This is a genomic window from Streptomyces manipurensis, from assembly GCF_049570255.1.
GTDB classification, from domain to species: Bacteria; Actinomycetota; Actinomycetes; order Streptomycetales; family Streptomycetaceae; genus Streptomyces; species Streptomyces manipurensis.
In genome coordinates this window covers 5,721,728-5,741,047 of sequence record NZ_CP186950.1, presented here as the reverse complement: position 1 = coordinate 5,741,047, position 19,320 = coordinate 5,721,728, and the positions used below count along the sequence as shown (strand labels likewise).

Below are 19,320 nucleotides of genomic sequence, written 5' to 3'. Positions count from 1 at the left end.
ACGAAGGTCGGCCGTGGTCACCGGACGTCGTCCTCGAGCAGCATCTCCAACTCGTCACTGCCCAGCACGCCGAACTCGTCCTCCTCGACGACCACGTTCGAGAGGTCCGCGCTGTACCACTCGACCTCGCTGTCCTCTCCCCCGGCCATCGGGAAGACGAGCCCGACGCCGATGACGTGATCGACCGCGTGCAGCGCCTGTCGGCGGGGACGCCTGGTGGGTGACACCCTGTCGATCGGATAGAGGGTCAAGAGGGCGGTCTCCGGGCATTGGATCCGACGCGCCTGCTTGAGCGCGCCCTCGGTGACCTCGTCGAGCGTGCTCAGGTCGAGGTCGACTCCCGCGTCCCTGCGGCTCATGAGCGTTTTGATGTTGGCGGCGTCGGGGCCACTCGGGAGCTTCGCGCGGAACACGCGATCCACTGCGACTCCGGGAGCGAACTCGTACCTGGTTTCAGGGGAACCGCTGAGTGGATTACCGATGACTGCGACGTTCCACCGCTTCAGGGCTCCGCCGCCGCGGGATTTGACCCGTCGCTCGACGTAACTGCGAAGCAGTCCCGCGTCGCAGTCCATCGACTTCTCGTGGAAGCGGTAGTCCTCGAGGAAGGCGAGGACCATGTCGTACGGAACGTCGCGCAACACGTGTCGGCCCGCGCCGGACAGGTCCTCGTGCCGGGCGCCGGCGATGTTGAGGGCTCGGTCGACGAGCTTGCCGGCCGCAGCCTGATTGCCGCGCAGCCACTCGGAGTCGTCGGTGTGGAAGTAGCTGGTCTGGACTCGTTGGCCTCCGTAAGACGCGCTGACCTTGACCGCGTCGCGCATCTTCGCCGCGGCGGTGATGCGGAGTGCGGGGTGGTTGCGGAGGCGGACTGCGAAGGACAGCGGTGTCTTGTCCTCGACCATGTAGAGCTCGATGTCCCGGCGCATCTCCGATTCGACAGTGGCGATGTGACGGAACCACTCACGCAGTTCTTCGGTCATCCAGATGCGCGGCAAGTCGGCGTAGCCGTCACGGAACCCGAACCAACGGCCCATCTGAAGCAGCGTGTCGTAGGTCGAGGCACCGCGGACGAAGTAGCTGACCGCGAGGCCCTCGAGGGTCAGGCCGCGCGAGAGGGTGTTGCCTCCGACCGCGATCGCCACGACCGCACCGGTCTCATAGTCGAGACGCTCCAGGCTCTTCGAGTTGTCCAGGATGATCCGGCAGTCGTCGACGACACCGGCCAGCTTCGGGAGAAGACACTCGAAGGGCACCTTCACCTCCCCGAAATCGGGCTCCTCCCCCGGCACACGGGCGGTCTCCTCGTCCCACAACTCGCGCAGCTCGTCGAGCAGGGAGGGGTCTTCGGCCCGGAGCAGCTCCGAGAATGTGGAACGGAAGCGCTCGAGAGGTCGCTTGAAACTCTCGTGGACCAGGGTGCTGACGCTGGTGTGGACGAGCATCGTCGAGTGCGGGACTCCTCGTGCGCGCACCCTGCGCGCGGCGGTGGCCAGCCAGAAGTAGTGAACGGCGGTGCGAAGGGCTCCGTCGATCTCCGGCGAGAAGCCCTCGATCTCGTCACGACCGGGCTTGACGAGCGAAATCTCGTCCTCCGGCACGATACGGATCATGTCGTATCCGTCCGGCACGTCTTGAGGGTCCTCACCGTCGAGCGGTTCCCGACCGAAGAGGACCTCGGTGCCGAAATGCCCACGTGGCTTGGGGAGGTTGACGACGAAGTCCTCGGGATAGAGGTCCTTGGCCGTCGGGTCGATGAGGAGGTTCGCGAACGGGGTCGCGGTGTAACCGATGTAGCCGCCGCGTGGAAAGAGGTCGATGATCTCGCGGATCAAGGGGTTCGTCCGCTTGGACGCGATGCTGGCCTGGTCGGCCTCGTCGTCGATGATGAGCGTCGGGCAGTTCTTCAGGTAGTCGGGGGCCTTCTCGAGCCATTCCTTCAGCTTCGTGAGCCGCGGCACGTTCTTCTTCACCACGCAGAGGACGTGCTGTTGGCTCTTGTAAGTGAAGAAGGCGGCCGGGTTGCCCGCGGGCGGTTCGAAGTCGCCTTCCGCCCCGGTGAGGGGATGCCATTGGTCGATGACGGGATCGACGAGTTGACGTTCCAGCCGAATCTGCGTCTGCCGGCGGAGGCCGTTGTGAATTCCCGCGAAGACGATGAAGAACTTGTACCCGGCGTCTGCGGCCTTGGCGATCAGAGCCGTGAAGTTGGTGGTCTTGCCCGACTGCACGTACCCCACGACCAGTCCGCGGGTGGAGAACTCCTTCTCCATGGGGTGATCGAGCATGGAGACGACTTTGGTGGACGCGGCGTCTAGAGCCCGGAGCCCGTCATCGTCCCAGGACGACTCTCGCTTCAGAAGGTCGTGCAACGCCGGCCAGCAACGGTCACCCTCCTGAGGACCCACGTACCAGGTCTCACGGTTGTTGCGGACCACCGATCCCGGCTGTCGCTTGTCCCGGATCTCGATGGTCTCCCGTTGATGACGCTCGGCGATGCGTTTGGCGAGATCGTCGCTCATGCCGAAAAGTCTGATCGTCCCGAGCGCCTGCTCCGGCGTCTGGCTCTTGATCAATTTCCGGAAGGCGTCGTACTGCGCGTCGAACTCGTTCACGGGTCCCCTTTCCCCCACCACACCTCGCCTGGTCGAACCGGACGCTCCGACCAGGCGACGACGAGACGACCGTACAGGAAGGCCTGGTTCAGCCGATCCGCCTCTCGATCACGCACGGACCTCGGTCGTCGTGCGGGAGAGATGCGCTTCGTTCACCGTCTGCGACAAGCCGATACGCCTTCCAGGCGTCCGGTTCAGCTCGTGCCGGTCGAGACTCCGCATCGGTCGCGTCCAACCGTCGACGAGGTCAGGCCTCCACCAGAACACGTTCCTCGGAACGCAGGTCCCGCTCCGCCGGCTGCCTCGGGCGCTCGACCGGCTGTGCGAGGAGAAGCGGCGCGAGGTGTTCGGCGATGACGCGCGCCAGGCCGACGGGGACGGCGTTGCCGATCTGTCGGGCGATCTCGTTCCGGGTTCCGCACCATTTGAAGTCCATTGGGAAGCTCTGCAGTAGAGCCGCCTCCAGGTGCGTGATGGGGCGGTGGAGCCACGGATGGAGATAGCGGCCCTTCTCGGGCTTGAAGAACTCGGTACGGATGGTCACTGAGGGCTTATCCTTGTACAGGCGACCCATAACGTCCGCGGACCCCGCCTTGTGCTTCTTCCAGCAGTTGGAGAGGAGATGGTAGGGGATATCGAAACGATTCCCACCCTCCGGGATGTGGGAATAGCGCTTCAGCGAGTGCGCCGTGATGCCGTTCCGACGAAGGTGAAGCTCGCCCATGTGAAACGGACCCTGAATGGAGGTTCCGTTGATCATTGTTTCACGTTCAGGCAATTGGGAATCGAGCTTCTTCAGAATGAGATCCGAGATCGTCTGCCATACCGTGACCGGGTCATCTTGACCGGGGGTGGGGAAGAGGAGATTCAGGAGATCACATTCGGACAGTTCTTCGAGCCGTTCACCCGACCCGGGAGCCACAAGGTCCTTACGGGCTCCGACGAGAATGGTCCGCCTTCGACGTTGCGGAACGCCGTGCTCGTCGGCGCTGACGAGTTCGTGGCGAATGATGTAGTCCTTGAGAAGCCCTCCGGGCCGGGTCGCCTCATCGATCAGGAGCTGGAACTCGGGGGACTTCCTGAAGGCGTCGACGTTCTCCATCACGAAAATCTTCGGCCGCACCTCGTGGACGACCGCCAGGTATTGGCGCCAGAGCTGGTTCCGCTCATCCGACGGATCCTGGTTACCGAGGCGCGAGAAGCCCTGGCACGGCGGACCACCGAGCACGATGTCCGCGCGAGGGATGCCGGCCTCCCTCCGGACCCAGGCCGTGATGTCGCCCTGGTAGACGTGCGGACCGAAGTTGGCCGCGTAAGTCGCGGCCGCCGCGCGGTCGATCTCGACTGCGGCGATCGGCTCGTACACCGCTCGACCGTCGTGCCGGGCGTCCACGAATCCCTTGGTCAGACCACCACACCCCGCGAAGAGATCGATCATGCGGAAGCCAACGGACGAGACTCTGTCATCGTCGGTTGAGCTGAATCTGCTGGTCGGGGAGTCGGTGTCGGCGGCCATGGACGCACTCTAGCCGGCCAGGTACACCCTGGACAACACAGACCTCAAATCAACAGTACTACTCAACGGCTTGTCGCGCCGGCCCCTGTTTCGGCCTGAAGGCGCGAGTCGGCACCCTGCCACGACCACGTCGTGGAGCCGTATCGTCGACCCGGAAGTCGGTTCTACAACGAACCGGTGAGATCAGTGGTGGGAAAGGGCACACACGGAGTGCAAGAGAAGGTGGTGTCCGACCGCTCCTGGCGTGTGCGTCCCGGACTCGACAGAACACAGCGGGCCCGTGAACAGGTACGCAGCGCCGGAGGCCCCGACCGCCGGTTGGTGGACGTCGGCGGAGGTGACCTGCGGCCCGCGAGGATCGTGTTGCGCCGAACCGCCCGCGGTACACGGGTGACCGCCGTACTGCGGTGGTCCGTCGACGGCCGAGCGACCAGTGTCCCTCTGGGCGAGGTCGACCGCCCCCCCCTCGCGCGGCGAACCTGCGCGAGGGGTGGCGACTGGCCCGCGTCGCCGGATTGCTCGCGGACACGTCGATTCCGGCGGGATCGTGGGCGTCATCGCCCGGCTCCCGGAAGTCGATGCGGGCGAACAAGGCGAGGGACACGAAGCCCGAGTTGCGACTCCGCTCTCTCCTGCACCGCGCAGGACTCCGGTTCCGGGTGTCGATTCGACCGGTGGCGTCCCTCCGACGTACAGCGGACGTGGTGTTCACCAAGGCGAAAGTGGCGGTTTTCGTCGATGGTTGCTATTGGCACGGATTTCCGGAACATCGGAGCACCCCTGCGACGAACCGGGATTTCTGGGCGGAGAAGTTCGAGAAGAACAGGGCTCGCGACTCGGAGACGACCCGCCTCTTGGAGGAATCCGGATGGAAGGTGCTACGGATCTGGGAACACGTGCCCGCCGAGGAGGTGGCACGGCTGGTGATCGAGACCGTCACAGAGGCGCGCCGGGAGGCAGACGCCGCGAAGTGATCAGAGGGTATGACCGTTCAGCAGGTCGTCGATGGCGTCTTCCGCTCGGCGCAGGACGATCCTGCCGTCCCCGTCGCTGTACGCCAGCAGCCGCGCCCCGACGGACAGGCCGGCCTCGACGATGACCCCCATGGGGAGCTCGACGGTTCCGTCTTCACTGATGGCGGTCTCGGCGGGTTCTCTGATCATCCTCTCAGCGTGCCACACATCCACCGGGCCCATCGATTCCGTCAGATCCTCCGTTCAGGGCTCCGAATCGTGTAGCGCAGCGGAAGTGACTCCGCTCACGAAGACGCGAATCGCTCATGAGACCCAACGCCAGGCAGCCCCGTCACATCCCGATCAAGATCATCGCGAGGGGCTTCCCGGGACGGAGGGCACCCCTCCCTGGCGGACGCCACGGGTCTGGTGGCCCGGATCACGGCGGCCCTGCCCGAGTCGACCGTGATGTTCGGCCTGACCGCGGAAGGAGTCGGCATCGCCGTCCGGCGGGCCCTGGCCCGCGCGACCGAGTGGAGCGACTACGACTGGCGGCTGGTGCACGTGGGGCACCGGGGCCCGGCTCTGCACATGGCGCTGGACGAGGTGCTCACCGCCGAGGTGACCGCCGGACGGCGGGCTGGCCCCCACCCTGCGGGTCACAGTCCTACTGGGATTCCTCGGAATCGTCCTCGCTCCCTCCAGCGATCTTGCCGCCGACGAACACCACGCCCAGTCCGAGAGCGGCCGCACCAGCGGCTGCCACCACCTTCATCCCCGCCCCCAAGAACTGCTTGCTCTCGCTGTCCTTCTCAGATACCTGCCGCACGTTTCGGTCGAGGCGGTCGTGGAGGGCCTCACGTAGGCGCTTCCCTTCAGTTCCTTGCGCCCGGGAGCGGAGTCGGTGGCACACCATTCCCACACGTTGCCGCACAGGTCGTACGCGCCGAAGGAGCTGGCACCGCTCCGGTACCGGCTGACGGGGGTCGTGTGCCCGATCCCCGAGTCGGCCACGTTGCACTTCGCCGCGGTGGCGCTGTTGCCACAGGGGTAGATGTTGCCCTTGGCCCCCCGGGCGGCCTTCTCCCACTGCGCGCTCGTGGGCAGGGTCTTGCCGGCCCAAGCGGCGTAGGCGGCGGCGTCATGCCATGTCACCCACACCACCGGATGGTCGAAGAGGCTGTGCGGGTACCGCGGTCCGTCCCAGTGCTGCGGCGCCGGGTGCCCGGTCGCCGAGACGAAGCGGGAGTAGTCGGCGTTCGTGGTGGGGGACACGTCGAGGTGGAACGCCGGTAACCACGTCGTCTCACCGGCATCGCCACCCAGGTAGATCCCCTCCGGAACCAGCACCATCAGCTTCCCGTCCACCGGGTGGCGTACGAACTTGAGCGGGTCTGAGGCCAGCAGTACTTCCGTGCGCTGGTCCGTGGTGACCGCGGCCTGCTCCGTGATCAGGACAGCGAACCGCTCCTGCGCCTCCGCGCCCGCGATGGACAGCGCGGTGTCGAGTGCGGACTGGTTGGAAGGGCGCGGGACGATCCCCACCCCGCCACGCTCCCAGTGGGACACCATGCGGTCGCTGACCCCGATGTGCACGGCGAACGTACGGACCGTCATCCGCAGGGCCGTGCGCAAGGCCCGCGTCTCCCGTCCCGTCCAACGCACTACTCCCACGCCCGGCCCCCGGCTATACGAGGTCGCCGGGGGTGGCCAGGTACCCGTCGCGCAGGGCGGCCAGCACCGGATGCTCGGTGGGGAACCGGGTGGAGTCGATCGCGCTGATGGCCCGCACGCCGATGCTCGTGTTGGTGGCGAACGCGGCCTGCATCCGGTGCGCTTCGTGCTGCGCAATGTGGGTGATCACGTGGGGGTGCTGCTGCTGGAGGAGGGCCATGGTGACCCCGGGCAGGACTTCGGCCTTGGGCCAGAGCACTGCCCCGTCGTTGTCGACGAAGCCCACGTTCCAGGTGACACCCTCGCTGATCAACTCGTCCGGTCCGAGGAGCAGGGCGTCGTCGAACCCGTCGAGCTGTGCGGCACGCCGGGCGTGGAGGGCGCCGAAGAGGCCGATGTGCTTGACAGCGGGAACGTCACGCACGAAGGGAACGGCCTTGACCCGCATGGGCGGCATCGGGAGCCGGCCCGTGGGCCTGCTGGTGACCAGGACGTGCGGTGTGGCCGGCGCTGACGGGTGACCCATGTCGAGGGCCGGATCGAAGACGCTGACGCGGACGACGAACGAACCGTCCTGGCCGACGACCGCCCGGCGGATGTACTCGCGGACGCGGTCCCTGTCGAGTTCGGTGGCGAAGACCGCACGGCAGTCGCGTTGCAGGCGCTCAAGGTGCAGGGCGAGGCCGCGCACTCGCCGGCCCTCGACCCTCATCGACGTGAAGTGTCCGTAGTTGCCCAGCGCGAGCGCCTTCACTGCCTCGGGATCGGCAGGGGCTCCATTGAGTTCCATCATGCTGCGCAGTCTGGCAGTTGACGACGATCAGACGGCCGGGAGCCGCCACAGCGAGCCCCGCAACTTCAGCAGCACTTCATTCCCGCAAAGAGCATCCGGGCGTTCACTGATCACCACACCCCGAGGCCACGACGGTTCAGGGGCGGGCGTTCGGGCGGGTGTGCCCGGCTCCCTCCCGGACGGGAGGATGTACATGGACATGAAGATTCTGACCGCCGAGCGCGGATCGATCCTCGACAAGTGCGTGGCGGCCGAGCCGGACATGGATGACGACCTCCGCATGCGGCTGACACTGCTGGAGGAATACGACATGGGGTTCCTGCTCCTGGGCCTGAGCCCGCGCCGGCTGCTGCGAGAGGGCCGGCTGTTCGACAACGAGCAGGTTCTGCCCCTGCTCCTGTGGTTCGGACAGTGGGACAAGCACTGCCGCTACTGGGCCTCCGAGATCATGCAGCAGTGGCTCGTTTTCAACCCCTCCGAGGGCGACTTCGAAGGCACCGACGACACCAGGGCCGTCGAGTTCCGGGACTACTTCTTCGCGAAGCACGCGATTCCGCTGATCGCAGAGTTCCGCCAGTACGTGGCCCTGTCCATGCTGTACCCCACGGAACACAACGCCCCGTCCGGCCCGGTGGACATGGTGTGGCACGCGTTCATCCTCAACACCGAGCAGTACGAGGACTTCAGTCGCCGTATCTGGGTGGGGACGGAGCACATGCCGCCAAAGGTCCCCGAGGAGGACTACGCCAAGATGCCCGCGAGGATCTAGCGTGCACGATCTCAAAGTGCCCGGTCGGCGTTCCAGCGGCCGGCGCCCTTGCTCGGATTTCAGGGGAAGGAACCCTATGGGTGAGGACGCCTTACCTACAGTGGCGCCCATGACTGCCACTTCCGTGCGTCCTGACTGGACGTCCCTACCGGAACCGGTACGCGCCCACGCCGAACACCGCCTGGGGTCCCCGGTCGTCGAGGCGCGGACTTGTGGCGGTGGGTATACACCGGGCTTGGCCTCACGGCTGCGCCTCGCGGACGGACGCGAGGTGTTCCTCAAAGGAATGGAGGGTGACCACCCCTTCTCCCGGCACTACGCCGACGAGGTGGCTGTGACCTCTGTGCTGCCTCGCGGTACCGGGCCGGATGTGCTGTGGTGGTCGGCCCCCCCGCGAGGGAATGGAGTGGTGGCTCCTGTGTATGCAGAGCGTGGACGGAGGGGAACCGTGCTTCGGTCCGGGTGGTGACGTCGAGGCTGCCGTGGCCGCCGTCGAGGCCGCCGGGAAGATGCTCACGCCGTGCCCGGTCGAGGACGCGGTTCCCGTCGAGGACGTACTCGGCAAGTGGTTCACCGGATGGGCTGACCTTCTCGGCGAACATGCCGAGGGGCTCGATACCTGGGCGGAGCGCCATCTGGAGGACCTCGTCGGCATCGAACAGCAGTGGAAGGCCGCTGCCCGAGGTGACACCCTCGTCCACTGGGACATCCGTCCGGACAACATGATTCGCCGCCCCGATGACTCCGTCATCCTCATCGACTGGTCCTACCGCTTCCGAGGCGCCGACTGGATCGATCCCGTTCTCTTGGTACCCGCCCTGGTCGTAGGCGGCCACGCCCCCACCGAAGCCGAAGCTGCCGTGGCTCATCTGCCGCAGCCGTCTCCCGACGTGCTGACCGCGTTCGCCGCCGGGCTGGCCGGCTACTGGATCTGGTGCTCCCGTCACCTGGATCCGCCAGGGGCGCCGTTCCTGCGGCAGAACCGGGCGGATTACGGTGCGGCGGCGCTGTCGTGGCTGAAGCACCGCACTGGCTGGAAGTGACCCACAAGGGCGACCGCGCAACCAAGTCCCCTGCTTCCGGAGTAAACGAGCGTGGCCGACGAAGCATGTCGTCCTGATCTTCGACGACGACGCCCCCGGCCCCGGGGAGTGCGGGAGCAGGGGCGCCGTCGTCCTCGGGGGCGGTAGGGTGCCGCATCTGCTCGACGGAGGTACGACCATGAACCCCGAGGACGAACCGCTCGACCAGTGGGCCGCGCGCCGTGAGGGGCGGGTGCGGAGGGCCGGCGAGCTCAAGGCCGTCACGCTCGGTACCGGCCCGCAGCGGGCCGCCCACCTCGACCCCGGCGCCCCGCGCCTGATCCTGGAGTGGGACGGCTTCCAGTGGGTGACGCTCGCCGTCGTCGACGGCTACGCGGCCGCCTGCCGCCTCCTGGACCCGTCCGCGCGGGCCGAGTCCGTACCGGTCCCCGGGTACGCTCCGCGGCTCGGCAGGGGAACGGGGCGGCACCGCAAGCCGTGACGGGCCGCCCGAGGACGGGATAGGGCGGCCGGGCGGGTCAGTGGATGACGTCGAAGACGTTCTTCTGCAGGCCGTTGGCGTAGGCCTCGTGCTCGACCAGCTTCAGCTTCTGGGTGTCCTTGTCCGTCGTGCTGAACAGGCGCTTGCCGGCGCCGAGCAGGAGCGGGAAGACCAGCAGGTGGTAGCGGTCGATCAGGCCCGCGTCGGAGAGGGCCCGGTTCAGGCCGGCGCTGCCGTGGACGATGATCGGGCCGCCCTCGGTCTCCTTGAGCGCCGCGACCTCCTCGAGCGAGCGCAGGATCGTGGTCTCGCCCCAGTTCGTCACCAGGTCCCCTTCGGTGAGGGTGGTGGAGACCACGTACTTCGGCATCAGCTTGTAGTCGGCGAAGTCCTCCATGCCGGGCCAGACCGGGCTGAACGCCTCGTAGCTGGTGCGGCCCAGCAGCATCGCGCCCGCCTCCTTCTGCTCCCGGTCCTTGATCTCGAAGGCCTCGGGGAGGAACTCGACGTCCTTGAAGGTCCAGCCGGAGTTGCGGTAGCCGGGCTCGCCGCCCGGGGCCTCCACGACGCCGTCGAGCGAGATGAAGGCGGTGCTGATCAGGGTGCGCATGGCGGTTCCTCGGTCTCTCGTGTCCGGTTCTCGGCGGTCCGGCCGACGCACGCCGTGGCCGCCGTTCGCGTCCACCCTGCACCAACCACGGACTATGACCGTGGAGCGCGGCAGAACTCATCGGTCCCCGCGGAAACTTCTCCGGGAAAGCCGCGACGGGATCCGGCCGGAAACCGCGCAGGGTCTCGCCACCCCGGCGGTACGGCGGCAGAATCGGGCTCCGTTGGCGGACGAAGGGGTGGTCATGGCCGTTGGGGCGGATGCGGGCGTCGGTACGGGAGCGGAGGTGCCGGCCCTCGCGGGGGTGCCGCTGCTGGGGTCCCTGCTCGACCTGAAGGCGGACTCCCTCGGCACCTACCTGCGGGCGCAGCACCGGCACGGGGACGTCGTGCGGGTCTCGGCCGGGCCGCCCGGGCTGCGGGCCGACCTGTACTGCGTCTTCTCCGCGGAGGGCGCGCAGCAGGTGCTGGCCTCCGAGGCCGCCAACTTCCGCAAGGACAACCACTTCTACGAGGAGGTCCGGAAGTCCTTCGGCAACGGGCTGCTGACCGCGCAGGACGAGGACTACCTGCGCCAGCGCCGCCTGGTGCAGCCGCTGTTCACCCGCCGCCGGGTGGACGGGTACGCGGGGGCCGTGGCTGCCGAGACCTCGGCGGTCGTCGCCTCCTGGGCGGACGCGCCGGGCGGTGTCATCGACGTCTCCGGGCAGATGATGCACCTCGCCCTGCGGGCCGTGGCCCGGATCCTCTTCGGCACCGACGTCGAGACCACGGCCGACGTGGTGGCCCGCTGCTTCCCCGTGATCACCGACTACGTGCTGGCCCGCGGCTACTCCCCCGCCAACATCCCGCGTACCTGGCCCACCCCGGGCAACCGGCGGGCCGCCGCCGCGATGGAGGAGCTCTACGGGGCCTGCGACCAGATCATCGATCGGCGCCGGCAGGACGGGGCGGAGGCCGCCGGGGAGGACCTGCTGACGCTGCTCGCCGCCGCACGGAGCTCGGACGACCGGGAGTTCGACGCCGACGAGCTGCGCGACCAGGTGCTGATCTTCCTGCTGGCCGGGCACGAGACCACCGCCACCTCCCTGTGCTTCGCCCTGCACCTGCTGGCCCGTCACCCCGAGCAGCAGGACCTGGCCCGCGCGGAGATCTCCCGGGTGCTGGGCGACCGTACGCCCGAGGCCGCGGACCTCGACCGGCTGCCCTTCCTCGGCCGGGTCGTCAAGGAGGCCATGCGGCTCTACCCGGCCGCGCCGGTCATCGGACGCAAGTCCGTCGCGGCGACCCGGATCGGGGGGTACGCCGTCCCGGCCGGCGCGGACGTGATCCTGGCGCCGTGGGTGACGCACCGCCACCCGGCCTACTGGCCGGACCCGGACCGCTTCGATCCGGGCCGGTTCACCCCGGAGGCGGAGGCGGGGCGGCCCCGGTACGCGTGGTTCCCGTTCGGCGGCGGCCCGCGCGCCTGCATCGGGCAGCACTTCTCCATGCTGGAGTCGGTGCTCGCCCTGGCGATCATCCTGCGCGCCCACGCGTTCGAGGCGGTGGACACCGAGATACCGGTGAGCGCCGGGATCACCCTGCGGACGGAGGGGCCGGCCCGCTGCCGGATCCGCCCGCTGCGCTGAGGGCGGCCTCGGCGGATATGGGAGTGCGGGCGGCGGCGGGCACGGCCTAGGCTCGATGCCCGTGGAACCACTCAGCGAGAAACAGATCCGTACGTCCTTCGTGAACTGCACCAAGGGCGAGGCGGCACGCATGCGCCTGCCGCTCGACTTCGCCGCGACCCCGTGGGAGGACCTGGACTTCCTGGGCTGGGTCGATCCGGGGGCTCCGCTGCGCGCCCACCTGGTGCTGCCGCGCGCCGGCGGCCCGGTGGGGATCTCCCTGCGCGTGCCGACCGTCGGCCGGACCAGTGCGGTGAAGTCCAGCCTGTGCCAGATCTGCCTGACGGGGCACGCGTCCTCCGGGGTGACCCTGCTCGCCGCTCCGCTGGCGGGCGCCCGCGGCCGCGAGGGCAACACCGTCGGCACGTACGTCTGCGCGGACCTGGCCTGTTCGCTGTACGTGCGCGGGAAGCGGCAGCCGAAGCTGCGGGCCGGCCGTCAGGAGGAGTCGCTGACCGTGGAGGAGCGCATCGCCCGGATGAGCGGCAATCTGGAGGCCTTCGTGGCGCGGGTGACGGCGGGGGCCGGGGTCCCCGCAGTGTGATCCCGGGATCCTGCCGCCTGACCCCGGGCCCCGACTGCGTGACCCCGGGCGGCCCGCGGGTCAGCTCCGGTCGGCCGTCGGTGCGTGGTTGCCCTGGAGGCGTTCGAGGTCGGAGGGGCGGACCTGGATGACGAACAGTGCGATGGCCGCCCCGACCAGGGTGAACAGGGCCGCGACGACGAAGGCGGAGCTGATGCCCGAGGTCAGCACCTGGTCGCTCCAGGGCTTGGGGAACTGGCCGGTCCGCTGGAAGTAGGCCTTGTCCGCCGGTCCTGCGGTGGCGACGAAGTCCGGTACGAGGCTCTTGGCCTCGTTGCGGCTGGCCGTGCCGTAGACGGTGACCAGGATGGACAGGCCGAGGGAACCGCCCACCTGCTGGGTGGCGTTCAGCAGGCCGGAGGCGGCGCCCGACTCCCGGTCGGGGACGTTGGACAGGGCCATCAGGGTCAGCGAGACGAACTGCAGGCCCATGCCGAGGGCGAAGAACAGCATCGGGCCCAGGATGCTGCCCAGGTACGTCGAGTCGACGTCGGTGCGGGTCAGCCAGCCGAGCCCGATCGCCGAGGAGAGCGCGCCGATGACCATGAAGGGCTTGGGGCCGTACTTGGGGAGCAGCCTCGCGGTGACGCCCGCGCCCACCGCGATCACCACGCTGACCGGCAGGAAGGCCAGACCGGCCTGGATGGGGCTGAAGCCGAGCACGATCTGCACGAAGAGGGTCAGGAAGAAGAACATGCCGAAGATCGCGCAGGCGAGCATGAGCATGATGCCGTAGGTGCCGGCCCGGTTGCGGTCGGCGAACATGTGCAGCGGGGTGATCGGCTGCGGCGAGCGCCGTTCGTTGAGGATGAAGAGGGTGAGCAGGACCACGGCGGCGGCGAAGGAGCCGAGGGTCACGGGGTCGCGCCAGCCCTCCTGCGAGGCGCGGATGAAGCCGTAGACGAGGGCGACCATGCCGAGGGTGGACAGCAGCGCGCCGGCGAAGTCGAAGTGGCCGGCGTGGCGTTCGGACTCGTGCAGGACCTTGGAGGCGAGGACCGCGATCACGATGGCGATGGGCACGTTGACGAAGAGCACCCAGCGCCAGTCGAGCAGTTCGACGAGGATGCCGCCGGCGAGGAGGCCGATCGCTCCGCCGGCGGCCGAGACGCCGGCGAACACGCCGAACGCCCGGTTGCGGGCCGGGCCTTCGCGGAACGTGGTGGTGATCAGGGCGAGGGCGGTGGGCGAGGCGATGGCGCCGCCGACGCCCTGGAGCGCCCGGGCGGCCATCAACTGGCCCTCGTTCTGGGCGAGTCCGCCGAGGAGGGAGGCGAGGCCGAAGAGCAGGACGCCGAAGATGAAGACGCGTTTGCGGCCGAGGATGTCGCCGGTGCGGCCGCCGAGGAGCAGCAGTCCGCCGAAGGCGAGGGTGTAGGCGTTGACCACCCAGGACAGGCTCTCGGTGGAGAAGTCGAGCGCGGTCTGGATGTGCGGCAGGGCGATGTTCACGATGGTGATGTCGAGGACGACCATCAGTTGGCAGGAGGCGATGACGAACAGGGCGAGTCCGTTGCCCTTGCCTCGGACCGTGCCGTCGGTCCCGTTGCTGCTCGGCTGTGCGTTCGGGTCCACCCTTTCGACGCTAAGCCCGCACCCCGGGGGTCACCACTCGAACAGCCTAGTGGTGGTGACATTTCACATGTCACACTACGATCATGGATGACTTCCTCAGGCTCTCGGCGAGCACGGCCCGATTCACCCACGGAGCCCCGCGGGCACTGACCTTCGGGGACGACGGCCGCCTGCTCTGGTTCCTGCGCTCGGCCGGTCCGACCGACCCCTTCGACGGCCTCTGGGTGCTCGACACGACCACCGGCGCGGAGACCCGGCTTGCCGACCCCCGCGAACTGTGTCCCGAGCCCGGCCCCCTCCCCGACGCCGAACGCCGGCTGCGCGAACGCACCCGGCTCGTCGCCGCCGGGATCGGCTCGTACGCCCTCTCCGGCGACGGCCTGCGCGCCGTCTTCGCCCTGTACGGACGCCTGTACGCGGTCACCGCCCGCACGGAGGCGGCCCCCGAGGAGATCCCCGCCGCCGGACCGGCCCTCGACCCGCGCCCCAACGCCGACGGCTCGCGCACCGCGTACGTCGCCGACGACGCCCTGTACGTCGCCCCGGGCGGCCGGATCAGCCCCGAAGACGGAGCCCGCTGGGGCCTCGCCGAATTCGCCGCCGCCGAGGAACTGGGCCGCTCCCGCGGCCACTGGTGGTCCCCCGACGGCATCACCCTGCTCGCCGCCCGCGTCGACGAGACCGGCCTCCAGCGCCGCTACTTCACCGACCCCGCCCACCCCGAGCTCCCGGCCGAGGACTTCGCCTACCCCGAGGCGGGCGGACCCAACGCCGACGTACAGCTGTGGGTGCTCGCCCCGGACGGCTCCCGCACCCGCCTGGAGTGGGACAGCACCGCCCACCCCTACGTCTCCGACGCGGGATGGGAGTCCGCCGACGAGATCCTGCTCACCGTCCAGGACCGACTCCAGCGCGAGGTCGTCCTGCTCTCCGCCGACCCCGCCACCGGCCGCACCCGCGAACTGTCCCGCACCACGCACCCCCTGTGGGTGGACCCCGACGTCGCCGGCACCCCTGCCCGGCTCCCGGACGGCCGGATGCTCACCGTCACCGACACCCCGAGCGGCGCCGCGCGCGGCCTCGCCGTGGACGGCACCCCGCTCACCGGCGACGACGTCCAGGTCCGGGCGGTCGCCGGCCTCCACCGGGGCGCGCTGCTGATCGAGGCCGCCCTGCGCGATCCCGCCGAACAGCAGGTCCTGCTGCTCGACACCACCACCGGGGAGGCCACCGCGCTCGCGGACGGGCCCGGCGTCCACACCGTGTCCGCCTCCGCCGGGTCCCTGCTGCTGACCACCGCCGACGCCGACGGGGTGCGCCGCACCCTGCGCACCGCCGACGGGCGGGAGTTCACCCCCGCCGACCTCTCCGAGCCGCTGCCGTACCGGGTCTCCCCGGTCCTGGAGCGGGTCACCGAGCACGCGGTCCCCACCGCCCTGGTGCTGCCCCGCGGGCACGCCCCCGGGCGCAGGCTGCCCGTCCTGATGGACAGCTACGGCGGCCCGGGCGCCCAGGACATCACCGCCGACCCGCGCCGCTGGCAGCACCGCCAGTGGTGGGCCGACCAGGGCTTCGCGGTGGTGACCGTGGACAACCGCGGCACCGCGAACGTCTCGCCCTCCCACACCCAGGCCATGTACCGCGGCTTCTCCGAGGTCACCCTGGAGGACCAGGTCGCCGCCCTGCACGCGCTGGCCGCCCGCCACGAGGACCTCGACCTGGGACGGGTCGGCATCCGCGGCTGGTCCTACGGCGGCTACCTCGCGGCGCTGGCCGTCCTGCGCCGCCCCGACGTCTTCCACGCGGCGTCCGCCGGGGCCCCGCCGACCGACTTCCGGCACTACGACACGGCGTACACCGAGCGGTACCTGGGCCTGCCTCAGGAACACCCGGAGGTGTACGAACGGGACTCGCTGCTGCCCGACGCCCCGAAGCTGACCCGGCCGCTGCTGCTGATCACCGGCCTCGCCGACGACAACGTCCACCCGTCCCACACCCTGCGCCTGTCGCAGGCCCTGACGGACGCCGGCCGCCCCCACCAGCTGCTGGCGCTGCCCGGCGTCACCCACATGACCCCGGGCGGCACCCGGGAGAAGCTGATGGCGCTGGAGCTGGAGTTCTTCCGCCGCGAGCTCGCCTGAGGGCCGTCGGCCCCACCGGCCGACGACAGCCCGACGGGGCCGGCGGCTGCGGCCGCCGGCCCCGTCACTCAGCAGGGGGGATCAGCAGGTGCCGGCCGGGCGTTCCCGGACCACCAGGTCCGTGGAGCCGGTCGTCGCGTCCAGCCAGGCGACCTGGCGGCCCGTACCGGCCGCCGGGTAGCTCTGCTCACCACGGTTGCAGGAGACCCGTTCGCGGCGGGAGCCGTCGGTGGTCAGCTGCCACAGCTTCGGCAGCGACTCGTTGCGGTACCGCGTGTCGGGCGTCCGGGCGACCAGGGTCAGCGCGTCCTGCGAGACCGTCAGGTCGGAGGCCATGAAAGCGCCGGGCTTCTGCTCGCTGCTCACGATGAACGCGCCGCGGCCGTCCAGGCCGGCGCTGACGACCGACATCAGACCGCCGTCGCTCTCGTCGACGTCCGCCAGCCAGAACACGTTCTTGCCGTTGATGCCGGTCTGGCCCAGGCTCACCGGCTCGTCCAGCTGCTCGGTCAGCACCGCCTTGCCGGTGGCCAGGTCGACCACCTCCACGCCCAGCCGGTACGCGCCGCCCTGCGAGTACAGCTTCGCGTAGGCGATCCTGTTGTCGCTGATGGAGGGCAGCGCGGTCAGGGTGTTCCACTTCTTGCCGTCGGTGAAGACCGGCGCCTTGTCCGTGGGGCGCATGTAGCCGACGTGGCGGCCGCCGAGGATGTCGTACTCCTCGAACACGACCGTGTTCTTCTCCACCCGCAGGCCCGCGACGCCCGTCGTCGAGCTGTAGAGCGTCTTGACCGGGCCGCCGGCCACCGCACGGGAGAGCACGTCGACCGAGGTCGGGCCGTACGCCGTCCACACCACCGTCTTGCCGTCCGTCGCCGGGGCGGTGTGGTAGCGGCCGTCGTTGGGGCTGATCACCTTCGGCGCGCCCTTGCCGTCGAGGCGGCCGGCGTAGACCGAGTAGGGCTCGGAGCCGTCGTCGTTGGACTTCGAGGCGGTCCACCAGCCGCCGCCCGCGCCCACCCCGGAGTCCGTGGTGTTCAGCGTCCCGAAGAGGGTGTCGCTGTCGACGCCGAGGGCCTGCTCCCAGCCCGGGACGATGCCGTGGGCGTTGAAGGACCGCTTGACGGTGTTCTGCTGGGCGGAGGTCGCGCCCAGCGCCTTGGCCGCCGCAAGCACCGCGCCCCGGGCCTCGGTGAACCCGTCGATCGGCGTCATGTACTCGGTGACGGCCTTGTAGACGATCTTGTCGGCGAGTTCCCCGCCGAGGTCCTCGCGCATGTCCCACAGCGCGCCGGAGAAGATCGTCGAGTTCAGGTGCACGCCGCCGTTGTCGGTGGCGAAGGACACGCCCAGGAAGCTCTTCGACGTGGTGGCTCCGTCGTTGAGGTCGCGCAGCGCGCAGTCGGCGGCGGCCTTCGTGCGGCACAGGTCCTCGCCGATCAGGCCCGCGGCCGGATCGTTCATCGGGGTGCCGCTCGCGGTGACGTCGATGGCGTTGCCGAAGTAGTCGGCCAGGGCCTCGTTGAGGGCGCCGGACTGGCCCGCGTAGACCAGGTTCGCCGTGTGCTCGATGACCCCGTGGGTCATCTCGTGGCCCACGACGTCGGTGTCGGCGGACATCGGCTTGAACTCGTCGTCGCCGTTGCCGTAGACCATCTTGGTGCCGTCCCAGAACGCGTTGGCGTAGGGCAGGCCGTAATAGGTCACGCCGACCAGGGAGTTGACGGCGCCGCCGGCCCCGTCGAGGCTGTCGCGCCCGAAGTTCTTCCTGTAGAAGTCGTAGACCTGACCCCCGTTCCAGTGGGCGTCCACGGCCCCCGAGTCCGTCGCCGCCCCGCCGAAGGTGGTGTCCGGGGAGGAGAACATCCTGATGCCCGAGGGCCACTTGCCCGCCGTCTCCGACACCGACTTGCCCCGTGCGTCCCACATGGACAGCAGGCTCTTCGACGTGGCGCGCATCCGGCCCGCGTCCGCGAGGAGGTAGTTCCCCGCCGCCGGGTCGTAGGCGATGGCCAGCGAGGCCGCGGCGCCGCCGAGCCGGGCGCCGGAACCGGTCTCGGGGACCAGGTTCGGCGGAGCCGCGGGCGGCCCGTCCGCCGTCGCACCGTCCGCGGGCTGGGCGGCCGCACCCGTGGCGGCCTTCGGGGCCGTCAGCGTCTTCAGCGCGCTGTACTGCAGCGCCGGGTAGCCCGAGCGTGCGTCCACGTACACCTCGTCCAGGACCGGCGCGCCGGTGCCGGGGGCGGTGCCGTGCACGGTGACGCGGTAGGCGAGCACCCCGCCGCCCTTGGGCAGGACGACGAGGCCCTTGGCGACACCGGTCATGCCGGTGGCCGCCGGATCACCCGACTCCGACCGGGGCGCCTGGCTCTTGTCGAGGGTGGCCCCCAGCCGGCGGGCCGTGGCGGCGACCGCGCGGCGGACCGCGAGGTCCTCGGCGACCTGCGGGGTGACGTCCGTCTTCAGGGCCGTGAAGTAGTGCCCCGAGGTGCCGGTGACCACGCGCTTGCCGTCCTGCTTCTGCATGCGCACGACGTACTGGCCGCCCAGGACGTCGACGCCGCGGTGCTTCTGCTGCAGCCGGACCGTCTCGTCCTGACCTCCCGTGGACGTCGCCGACAGGGTGGTGAGATCACTGCCGGCCCGCGGGATCTTGTAACGGCCCTTGTTCGCCGCGAGGTGCTTGCGGGCCGCGTCGGCCGGGGCGGCCTTGGCGTCCACGGACTCCCGTATGCCCTCGACGAGCACCGGGGTCGCCGTGTCCTGGCCGGGCAGGACGTTCGAGGGGCCGGGGTCCGCGGCCCACGCCGGCGACGCCTGCAAGGTCATTGCGGCGGCCAGCAGAACGGCGATTCCTCCGGCGGATCGGAGCTCTTTGCGCCATATCCGTCGTGCGGT

At 69.6% G+C, this 19,320-nt stretch carries 15 protein-coding genes and 1 pseudogene; 8 read left to right on the top strand and 8 right to left on the bottom strand.

The annotated features are described in order from the left end of the window. Positions 1–17: 17 nt before the first annotated feature. Complete coding sequence (locus ACPU2J_RS26370) at positions 18–2,615, bottom strand: Z1 domain-containing protein (RefSeq protein ID WP_423834150.1); 2,598 nt, start codon at positions 2,613–2,615, stop codon at positions 18–20. A 247-nt stretch (positions 2,616–2,862) separates the two neighbouring features. Then, complete coding sequence (locus ACPU2J_RS26365; protein ID WP_423834149.1) at positions 2,863–4,131, bottom strand: DNA cytosine methyltransferase; 1,269 nt, start codon at positions 4,129–4,131, stop codon at positions 2,863–2,865. A gap of 578 nt (positions 4,132–4,709) precedes the next feature. Here ACPU2J_RS26365 and ACPU2J_RS26360 point away from each other — a divergent pair. Further along, the gene (locus ACPU2J_RS26360) at positions 4,710–5,105 is read left to right on the top strand and encodes a very short patch repair endonuclease (RefSeq protein ID WP_423834148.1); all 396 of its coding nucleotides are present in this window, start codon (positions 4,710–4,712) and stop codon (positions 5,103–5,105) included. Here ACPU2J_RS26360 and ACPU2J_RS26355 read toward each other — a convergent pair whose 3' ends face one another. Continuing rightward, positions 5,106–5,294, bottom strand: a complete 189-nt coding sequence (locus tag ACPU2J_RS26355; RefSeq protein WP_423834147.1) for a hypothetical protein — start codon at positions 5,292–5,294, stop codon at positions 5,106–5,108. Between the two features lie 186 nt (positions 5,295–5,480). Between ACPU2J_RS26355 and ACPU2J_RS26350 the strand changes: the two are divergent. Further along, positions 5,481–5,723 (top strand): annotated as a pseudogene (locus ACPU2J_RS26350) (lipoate--protein ligase family protein); the annotation flags it as partial. Between the two features lie 132 nt (positions 5,724–5,855). On the opposite strand, the gene ACPU2J_RS26345 reads toward ACPU2J_RS26350, so the two are convergent. Then, on the bottom strand, positions 5,856–6,719 hold the full coding sequence (locus ACPU2J_RS26345) for an SUMF1/EgtB/PvdO family nonheme iron enzyme (protein ID WP_423834146.1): 864 nt from the start codon (positions 6,717–6,719) through the stop codon (positions 5,856–5,858). Positions 6,720–6,771: 52 nt separating this feature from the next. After that, entirely contained in the window at positions 6,772–7,551 is a 780-nt protein-coding gene (locus ACPU2J_RS26340; RefSeq protein WP_423834145.1) for an aminotransferase class IV family protein, read from the bottom strand. Positions 7,552–7,750: 199 nt separating this feature from the next. On the opposite strand from ACPU2J_RS26340, the gene ACPU2J_RS26335 reads away from it, so the two are divergent. From ACPU2J_RS26335 to ACPU2J_RS26325, 3 genes are all read left to right on the top strand, one after another. Continuing rightward, a complete protein-coding gene (locus ACPU2J_RS26335; protein ID WP_423834144.1) occupies positions 7,751–8,320 on the top strand; it encodes a hypothetical protein in 570 nt (189 codons plus the stop codon). Between the two features lie 482 nt (positions 8,321–8,802). Further along, entirely contained in the window at positions 8,803–9,363 is a 561-nt protein-coding gene (locus ACPU2J_RS26330; RefSeq protein WP_423834143.1) for a hypothetical protein, read from the top strand. A gap of 178 nt (positions 9,364–9,541) precedes the next feature. Further along, the gene (locus tag ACPU2J_RS26325; RefSeq protein ID WP_420079283.1) at positions 9,542–9,844 is read left to right on the top strand and encodes a DUF6087 family protein; all 303 of its coding nucleotides are present in this window, start codon (positions 9,542–9,544) and stop codon (positions 9,842–9,844) included. A gap of 37 nt (positions 9,845–9,881) precedes the next feature. Here the strand turns inward: ACPU2J_RS26325 and ACPU2J_RS26320 are convergent, their stop codons facing one another. Continuing rightward, a complete protein-coding gene (locus tag ACPU2J_RS26320; RefSeq protein WP_361588997.1) occupies positions 9,882–10,454 on the bottom strand; it encodes a dihydrofolate reductase family protein in 573 nt (190 codons plus the stop codon). Between the two features lie 244 nt (positions 10,455–10,698). Between ACPU2J_RS26320 and ACPU2J_RS26315 the strand changes: the two genes are divergently transcribed. Both ACPU2J_RS26315 and ACPU2J_RS26310 read left to right on the top strand, forming a co-directional pair. After that, positions 10,699–12,084, top strand: a complete 1,386-nt coding sequence (locus ACPU2J_RS26315) for a cytochrome P450 (protein WP_423834142.1) — start codon at positions 10,699–10,701, stop codon at positions 12,082–12,084. A 61-nt stretch (positions 12,085–12,145) separates the two neighbouring features. Next, positions 12,146–12,667 carry an FBP domain-containing protein gene (locus ACPU2J_RS26310; protein WP_420079285.1) on the top strand — a complete coding sequence of 174 codons (522 nt, stop codon included), beginning with the start codon at positions 12,146–12,148 and terminating at the stop codon, positions 12,665–12,667. Positions 12,668–12,727: 60 nt separating this feature from the next. Here the strand turns inward: ACPU2J_RS26310 and ACPU2J_RS26305 are convergent, their stop codons facing one another. Further along, positions 12,728–14,281, bottom strand: coding sequence for an MFS transporter (locus tag ACPU2J_RS26305; protein WP_423834141.1), 1,554 nt, complete (start codon positions 14,279–14,281; stop codon positions 12,728–12,730). A gap of 83 nt (positions 14,282–14,364) precedes the next feature. Here ACPU2J_RS26305 and ACPU2J_RS26300 point away from each other — a divergent pair, with 83 nt between their 5' ends. After that, positions 14,365–16,422 (top strand): alpha/beta fold hydrolase, encoded by a 2,058-nt coding sequence (locus tag ACPU2J_RS26300; RefSeq protein WP_423834140.1) that lies wholly within the window; start codon positions 14,365–14,367, stop codon positions 16,420–16,422. Between the two features lie 81 nt (positions 16,423–16,503). Here the strand turns inward: ACPU2J_RS26300 and ACPU2J_RS26295 are convergent, their stop codons facing one another. Next, positions 16,504–19,251: a M4 family metallopeptidase gene (locus tag ACPU2J_RS26295; RefSeq protein WP_423834139.1), complete on the bottom strand. Its 2,748-nt coding sequence runs from the start codon at positions 19,249–19,251 to the stop codon at positions 16,504–16,506. Positions 19,252–19,320: the final 69 nt, after the last annotated feature.

Excerpts from the sequence above, each read along its gene's own strand:
- ACPU2J_RS26365 (WP_423834149.1), bottom strand. The coding sequence starts at position 4,131 with ATGGCCGCCGACACCGACTCCCCGACCAGCAGATTCAGCTCAACCGAC.
- ACPU2J_RS26360 (WP_423834148.1), top strand. The coding sequence starts at position 4,710 with ATGCGGGCGAACAAGGCGAGGGACACGAAGCCCGAGTTGCGACTCCGC.
- ACPU2J_RS26355 (WP_423834147.1), bottom strand. The coding sequence starts at position 5,294 with ATGATCAGAGAACCCGCCGAGACCGCCATCAGTGAAGACGGAACCGTC.
- ACPU2J_RS26340 (WP_423834145.1), bottom strand. The coding sequence starts at position 7,551 with ATGATGGAACTCAATGGAGCCCCTGCCGATCCCGAGGCAGTGAAGGCG.
- ACPU2J_RS26335 (WP_423834144.1), top strand. The coding sequence starts at position 7,751 with ATGAAGATTCTGACCGCCGAGCGCGGATCGATCCTCGACAAGTGCGTG.
- ACPU2J_RS26325 (WP_420079283.1), top strand. The coding sequence starts at position 9,542 with ATGAACCCCGAGGACGAACCGCTCGACCAGTGGGCCGCGCGCCGTGAG.
- ACPU2J_RS26320 (WP_361588997.1), bottom strand. The coding sequence starts at position 10,454 with ATGCGCACCCTGATCAGCACCGCCTTCATCTCGCTCGACGGCGTCGTG.
- ACPU2J_RS26315 (WP_423834142.1), top strand. The coding sequence starts at position 10,699 with ATGGCCGTTGGGGCGGATGCGGGCGTCGGTACGGGAGCGGAGGTGCCG.
- ACPU2J_RS26300 (WP_423834140.1), top strand. The coding sequence starts at position 14,365 with ATGGATGACTTCCTCAGGCTCTCGGCGAGCACGGCCCGATTCACCCAC.
- ACPU2J_RS26295 (WP_423834139.1), bottom strand. The coding sequence starts at position 19,251 with ATGACCTTGCAGGCGTCGCCGGCGTGGGCCGCGGACCCCGGCCCCTCG.